Consider the following 5,232-nt stretch of genomic DNA (forward strand, 5'->3'; position numbering starts at 1 on the left):
GCGGCCGTGCTCGCCGCGCGGCAAGGCGGGGCCGACGCAGCCGCGGCGGCGATCACCTTCGAGGCCGGCCGCGCAACGCTCGGGCCTGTGGCGATCGGCCCCGCGCCACGGGTCTACTGAGGCGCCCGCGCGCTATTGCGCCCGCAGCCGCAATGACTTAGGTCGCGATCCTTCGTTTTCGCGGGGGCGATATGGCCGAGGCCGATCCCAAGACCACCGCCGCTCCGTCGCTGGATGCGGTGCGCACGCGCATCGACGCGATCGACGCCGCGGTGCTGCGCCTCGTCGACGAGCGCGCGGGCCTGGCGCACGTGGTCGTGGCGGCCAAGGCGGCGGCGGGCGACGCGGGAAAATTCGGCCTGCGCCCGGCGCGCGAAACCGAGATCATCCGCCGCATGCTGTCGATGCTGAGCCAGGGCGCGACGCCCGGGCTGGTGATCCGCATCTGGCGCGAGATGATGGCCGAGAGCCTGGCCCTGCAGGGCCCCTTCAACCTCAGCGTCTGGGGCGGCGCGGACGCCACCCGCACCGTCGAACTCGCCCGCGCCCGCTTCGGCGGCGCGCCGGGGCTTAAACTCGCGACCCGGCCAGAGGAAGCGCTGGCCGCGGCGCTGTCGCAGGGCGGCGTCGGCGTGCTGGCGCTGAACGCCGACACCGCCTGGTGGGGCCGCCTGCTGGCCCAGCCGCGGGTCAAGGTGTTCGCAGCCCTCCCCTGCCTCGCCTCGCAAGGTCCGATGGGCGCGCTCGCCGTCGCCGAGGTCGAGGTGGAGCCCACGGGATCGGACATGACCTTCTGGGTCACAGACGCGGCTGGCGGTGCAGGCGCCATCGAAGAGGCTCTGGGCCGTGACGGCGTGGCGGCGACCTGCATCGCGGTGGCAGGTGGGCTGAAGCTGTTCAACCTGGCGGGCTTCTACCAGGCGGACGACGCGCGGCTCGCGCGCGCGCCCGGCGGCATGTCGGGCGTGATCGGCGCCGCGCCCACGCCGTTCGACGTCTGAGCGACCCGCACGCTCACGTGGGCGGCGGATTCACCCTCACCTGATCGAGCAGGCTGCGCGCCTGGTCGACGAAGGCCTCGACCACCTCGGCGGCGAACGGGTTCTGCGTCTGGATGGCGGTAAACAGCTCGAACGTATCGGCCCCGATCAGCGAGCAAAGCTCCAGAAGGTGCTGATAGGACACGGTCTTAAGTTGCTCGTCCGGGATGCCCAGGTTGACCAATGAACGGCCGATCAGGTGGGTCAGGGCCTGGACGTAGGCCATCTCCCGATCGTGCTCCTCAGGGCTGGTGAGCGTCACGGTCAGGCCGAGCGAACGGCCGAACGCAACCACCTTCTCGTGCCGCTCGCCGCGGATCGGGCAGACCACGAGGCGCAGGCCGGACAGTCCCGCCTTGGCGCTCTGCGGCCCGAACAGCGGGTGGGTCGCCACCAGATCGCAGTGAGCGGGGAGCAGTTCGAGCATCCACTGGGTCGGCAGCATCTTCACCGAGCCCACGTCGATCACCAGGGCGCCGGGTGCGATATGGGCGCTGATCGCCTGGAAGACCCCGCGCATCACCGGCACCGGCACGGCGACGATCACCACCTCGCGAGACGCCGCGTCCTCGGGTGCGCCGAAGCCGACGCCGATCGCCTTGGCGCGCGCCGCGGCGTCCGGCGCGGGGTCCGCAACCAGCACGTCGAAGTGGTCCTTCAGGATGCCCGCGGCCAACTGCCCGAACTGCCCGAACCCGATCAAGCCAAGGCTCTTCATCCTCGGTGACTAGCGCGCGCCGTGCCGCTTCGCAAACAGGCGCCCGTTGACGCGCAAGTGTGGGCCCCACAGCATCGCAGACAGCCGAAAGGACGATACCCATGAGCGATCCCGCAACCGTCCAAGTCATCTGCCGTTTCGAAGCTTCGCCGGAGCGCGTGTTCGACGCGTGGCTGGACCCAGCGCTGGCCGGGCGCTTTCTGTTCGCCACGCCGACGGGGACGATGATCACCGTCGAGATCGACCCCAAGGTCGGCGGGCGCTTCACCTTCATCGAGCATCGGCCCGAGCAGGGCGATATCGAGCACATCGGCGAGTACCTGGTGATCGAGCGGCCCCGGCGGCTGTCTTTCACCTTCGCAGTCCCTGAATTCTCCGAGGCTTACACCACGGTGAGCTTCGAGATCACGCCAGCCGGCGCCGGTTGCAACCTGGCGCTCACCCACGAAGGCGTGCTGCCAGATTACGAAACCCAGACCGCCGAGGGCTGGACCAGGATCCTGGACGCCCTTGCGAAGGCGCTCGGCGAAGCGGCCGACTGACCCAGGCCTCTCCGGTCCCTTCTCGTCCCCAAGGGGGGCGGAAGTCAGTCTGCGGGTTTGAGGAAACCTTCCACCGCCTCGATCGCCTCGACCAGGGTCAGGCGCTCGACCGCGACGCCCGGCGGCAGGCCTGAGAACAGCCGCGTCGGCGCGGCGGCGTCCAGCATCACGAAGACGCCGCGGTCGTCGGCCCTGCGGATCAGCCGGCCGAACGCCTGCGAGATGCGCCCTCTGGCGACCGAGTCGTCGTAGCCCTTGCCGCCGAAGCGCGTGCGCCGCGCCTTGTGCAGGATGTTCGGTCTGGGCCACGGCACGCGGTCGAACACCAGCAGGCGCAGGGAGCGGCCCGGCACGTCGACCCCGTCGCGCACCGCGTCGGTGCCCAACAGGCAGGCGTCCTCCTCGGTGCGGAAGATGTCCACCAGCGCACCGACCTCCAGCGGGTCCACGTGCTGGGCGTAGAGCGCCAGGCCCTTGTCGGCCAAGGGCGCGGCGATCCTCTCATGGACGTCGCGCAGTCGCCGGATGGCGGTGAACAGGCCCAGCCCGCCGCCGCCGGACGCGAGGAACAGCTCGCGCATCGCCGCCGAGATCTGCCTTGGGTCATCACGCCCAACGTCGGTGACCACCAGGGCGCGGGCGTTGGACGCATAGTCGAACGGCGAGGCGACGCGGATCGTGCGCGGCCGCTCCGGCAGGCGCGCCGCGCCCGTGCGCATCTCGGCCAGGGCGAACGGGTCGTCCAGCGCGGAGTCGGCCAGGGTGGCGCTGGTCACCAGGACGCCGTGGGCGGGGAGGATCACCGCATTGGTCAGCGGTTCGGTAGGGTCCACCCAGTGGCGGCGGCAGGCGGCGTCGACCACCCGGCCATAGAGGAAGGTGGCGTCGAACCAGTCGACGAAATCCGGATCGTCGTCGACGTCCTCGTCGATCGCCCGCAACATCGAGCGCCAGGCCGGCAGGGTCATGCGGGCCCTGCGGTCGAGGCCGCGCAAGGCGCCTTCGATACGCGCCCGTTCGGCGCCGGGCAGGGTCGCGGCCGCGTCGTCCAGAACGTCTTCGAGATGGCGGGCCAGCGCCAGCAGCGGCGCCTCGACCTTGGCCAGCGCCGCCGAGGCCGAGCGCGCGGTCTCGCGCACCCGGTCGAGCGCCGGCCGCGCCTCGCACTCCATGCCGGCCTCCTGGGCGCCGAAGCCCTTCTGGCTGGTGCGGGCGCGAAGCTGTTCCAGCAGGGCGACCAGGAAGGTTTCGATCGGCCCGATCGGATTGACCTCGCCGTTCGGCGGCGCGATCCGGCCCGACCACCCCTCGCCCGGCAGGATGGCGGCGGCGCGGGCGACCTCCAGCAGAGCGGTGCGCGCCTCCTCGCGCTCGCCCAGCACGTCCAGCAGCCGCGCCTCCAGCCCCCTGCCCCGCCGCCCGCGTCCCTCAGGCCCGCGGATCCACCGACGGAGCTCGGCCGCCTCCGCGCCGGACAAGGCCGCGGCGAAGGCCGCGTCGGCGGCGTCGAACAGGTGGTGGCCCTCGTCGAAGACGATGCGCTTGAGCTGGGTGGTCTCCACATCCGCCCTGGCCCCGCGGGCCGCCCGCGCGCCGTCGAACGCCGCCTGGGTCAGCACCAGGGCGTGGTTGGCGATGACGATGTCGGCGCGGCGCGAGCCTCGGATCGCCTTCTCGACAAAGCAGGCCCGGTAGTGAGGACAGCCGGCGTGGATGCACTCGCCGCGCCGGTCCACCAGATTGGCGGCGCTCGCCTGGCTCATCGGCGCGATCGAAAACAGGGTCGGCAGCCAGGCCGGAAAGTCCCCGCCGGTCATGTCGCCGTCGCGGCTGGCGCGCACCCAGCGCGAGGTCAGCGCCAGGCCCACGAGATCGCCGCCGCCCAGCTGGGCGGTATTCACCGCGTCCTGGAAGTTGAGCAGGCACAGGTAGTTCTCGCGACCTTTTCGCACCACCGCCTTGCGCGCCCGCTCCGACGGGTCGGGGTAGATCGCGTGGCTCTCGCGCTCGATCTGGCGTTGCAGCGCGCGGGTGTAGGTCGACACCCACACCGACGGCCCATTCGCCTCGGCCCACAGCGAAGCCGGGGCCAGATAACCCAGGGTCTTTCCGACGCCAGTGCCGGCTTCGGCCAACATCATCCTGGGTTCGCCCTCTCTGTCGCGGGGCTGGAAGGCGAAGGCGGTCTCGGCGGCGAACTCGGCCTGCGAGGGACGGGCCTCGTCCAGTCCGGCGCGCTCGAGCAGCAGCTTGAGACGCGCGGCGGCGGCCTCCGGCGCGATGGGCTTTGATCCCGCCTCCCCGGGCGGCGCCTGGTCTTCCCATTCGGGGATGCGCGACCAGGCGTCGAGGCCAGAGGTGCGGAAAGCATTGCCGGCCGGGGCCGAGCGCAGCGCGCCGATCACCGCCGGCCCCCAGGCCCAGCCGCCCCGCGCCAGGGTCTCGGCCACGGCGAGGGCCTCCTCGCGGCTGGGCTCGGGCGCGATGGCGAGATCGGCCAGCAGCACGGCGCAGGCCCGGCGCAGCGATTCGGCCTGGGCCGCCGCGCCCTTCGGCTCGGGCATGCCCAGCGCCAGGGCGATGCCGGCCGCAGACGGGGCGCAGAACCGCGCCGGACGGACGAAGGCGAACAGTTCCAGAGCGTCGAACAGGCCCCGTCCGCGAGGCGGCGCATGCAGGCCCAGGCGCTTGGCCGTCATCGCCGCGTGGGCGACCAGCACCGGACCCTGCTCGAACAGGTCGCGCGCCTCAGGCGCACGAACGGCGCGCGCTTCGCCGGCGTCGGCCACGGCGGCGCGCGGCCCGGGCAGCACCACCAGGGCCGGCGCGAGATCGAGGCTTGGCGCAAGCGCGTTCACCGCGGATTGCTAGCTGAGTTCGGAGGCGAACGAAACGGAAACCTGATCCGGCGCCGGTCAGATCAACGCAACAG

4 protein-coding genes are annotated in these 5,232 nt (G+C 72.0%); 2 read left to right on the forward strand and 2 right to left on the reverse strand.

Annotation, left to right across the window (positions count from 1 at the left end; translation table 11 throughout):
• Positions 1-191: 191 nt before the first annotated feature.
• A complete protein-coding gene (locus tag Q8M88_RS07685) occupies positions 192-1,001 on the forward strand; it encodes a chorismate mutase (RefSeq protein WP_305596032.1) in 810 nt (269 codons plus the stop codon).
• A 13-nt stretch (positions 1,002-1,014) separates the two neighbouring features.
• Here the strand turns inward: Q8M88_RS07685 and Q8M88_RS07690 are convergent, their stop codons facing one another.
• Positions 1,015-1,743 carry a prephenate dehydrogenase/arogenate dehydrogenase family protein gene (locus Q8M88_RS07690; protein ID WP_305596034.1) on the reverse strand — a complete coding sequence of 243 codons (729 nt, stop codon included), beginning with the start codon at positions 1,741-1,743 and terminating at the stop codon, positions 1,015-1,017.
• A 116-nt stretch (positions 1,744-1,859) separates the two neighbouring features.
• Here Q8M88_RS07690 and Q8M88_RS07695 point away from each other — a divergent pair, with 116 nt between their 5' ends.
• Positions 1,860-2,300: an SRPBCC domain-containing protein gene (locus Q8M88_RS07695; protein ID WP_305596036.1), complete on the forward strand. Its 441-nt coding sequence runs from the start codon at positions 1,860-1,862 to the stop codon at positions 2,298-2,300.
• Between the two features lie 44 nt (positions 2,301-2,344).
• Here Q8M88_RS07695 and Q8M88_RS07700 read toward each other — a convergent pair whose 3' ends face one another.
• Positions 2,345-5,158 carry an ATP-dependent DNA helicase gene (locus tag Q8M88_RS07700; protein WP_305596038.1) on the reverse strand — a complete coding sequence of 938 codons (2,814 nt, stop codon included), beginning with the start codon at positions 5,156-5,158 and terminating at the stop codon, positions 2,345-2,347.
• Between the last annotated feature and the right edge of the window lie 74 nt (positions 5,159-5,232).

Source organism: Phenylobacterium sp., assembly GCF_030693805.1.
Classification (GTDB): Bacteria; Pseudomonadota; Alphaproteobacteria; order Caulobacterales; family Caulobacteraceae; genus Phenylobacterium.